Origin of the sequence: Nocardia aurantia (assembly GCF_009604425.1) — a bacterium.
Taxonomy (GTDB): Bacteria; Actinomycetota; Actinomycetes; order Mycobacteriales; family Mycobacteriaceae; genus Nocardia; species Nocardia aurantia.
The window spans coordinates 1-1,734 of the sequence record NZ_WEGI01000043.1; the positions used below are offsets into that span (position 1 = coordinate 1).

At 69.0% G+C, this 1,734-nt stretch carries 1 protein-coding gene; it reads right to left on the minus strand.

The annotated features are described in order from the left end of the window. Window positions 1-1,734: non-ribosomal peptide synthetase (locus NRB56_RS38060; protein ID WP_153349233.1), on the minus strand; the 1,734-nt coding region annotated here is incomplete at both ends.

Below are 1,734 nucleotides of genomic sequence, written 5' to 3' on the forward strand. Positions count from 1 at the left end.
TGAGGTCGGGGCGGGCGATGTAGCCGTGGGCGAGTTGGATTCCGGCGAGGTACAGCTCGCCGGGGACGCCGGCGGGGACCGGGCGCAGCCGGTTGTCCAGGACGTAGACGCGGGTGTTGTACACCGGTCGGCCGATGGGGACGGTGTCGGTGTCGGCGGGGGTGAGGGCGTGGTGGGTGACGTCGACGGCGGCTTCGGTGGGGCCGTACAGGTTGTGGACCCGGGCGCCGGTGAGTTCGGTGAGCGCCTGAGCGGGCTTGCCGCCCAACGCTTCACCGGAGGCGAACACCAGACGCAACGACCGGCACAACCCGTCGGTCCCGGTGGCCACGGCCGGCCCGGCCGATTCGGCCAGCGCCGCGACGAACACCGTGAGCATCGACGGCACGAAGTGCATGACCGTCACACCCTCGGCCGTGATCACCTGCATCAGGTACTCGGGATCGCGGTGCCCGTCCGGCTTCGCGACGACCAGGCGTGCGCCGATCTGCAAGGGCCAGAAGAACTCCCACACCGACACGTCGAACGTCGCCGGGGTCTTCTGCAACACCACGTCGTCGGCGGTCAGGCCGTACTCGGCCTGCATCCACACCAGGCGGTTCACGATCGCCGCGTGCGGCACCGCCACACCCTTCGGGCGGCCCGTCGAACCCGACGTGAAGATCACATACGCGGTGTCGCCGGGACGCAGCGGATGCCGCCGGTCGCGGTCGGTGACCGGTGTGGGCGAATATCCGGACAGCTCCAGCAGATCGATGCGCACCTGCGCGGTGTCGATCTCCAGATCGGTCCCCGCGGTGAGCACGCAGACGGGATCGGCGGTGGCGAGGATGTATTCGGTGCGCTCGGCCGGATGATCCGGATCCAGCGGCACATACGCACCACCGGCGACCGTCACGGCGTACATGCCGACCACCAGATCGATCGACCGCCGCATCCCCAGCGCCACGAACGACTCCGGGCCCACCCCGCGCTCGATCAGCCAGCGCGCCAGCTTGTTCACCCGCGCCGCGAACTCGACGTAGGACAGACTCGTCCCCTCGAACGTGACCGCCGTCCGATCCGGAGTGCGCACGACCCGATCGGTGAACAGCGCGGCCAGCGTGGCCGGGCGGCCGGCGAGCACGGACGCGACATCGAAATCGGTGTCGTTCCAGTCGGTCAGGATCGTCCGGCGTTCGACGGCGTCGAGTGGATCGATATCGCCCACGGCGACACCGGGTTCCGCGACGATCGTGCTCAGCACCCGGATCAGCCGTTCGGCGAGCGTGACGACGGTGTCCTCGTCGAACAGGTCCCGCAGGTAGCCCGCTCGGATCCGCAGCCGCGAATCCAGTTGTGCGATCAGGGTCAGCGGATAGTGGGTGGCGTCGGCGGCGTGCAGGCCGGTGACGGCCATACCGTCGATATCGGCGGCCTGCTTCTGAATGCCCTCGGCGTCCACCGGATACGACTCGAACACCACGAGACTGTCGAACAGCCCGCCGATCCCGGCCGCGGCCTGGATGTCGGCGAGGCCCACGTAGTGATGGTCGAGCAGATCCGCCTGCTGTCCCTGCACCCGGGAGAGCAACTGCCGCACGGATTCCGCCGGATCGAAGGCCACCCGGACGGGGACGGTGTTGATGAACAGGCCGACCATGGACTCGACCCCGGCCAGCCCCGCCGGCCGCCCGGACACCGTGGTACCGAACAACACATCATCGCGACCGGTCAACCGGCCCAGCAACACAC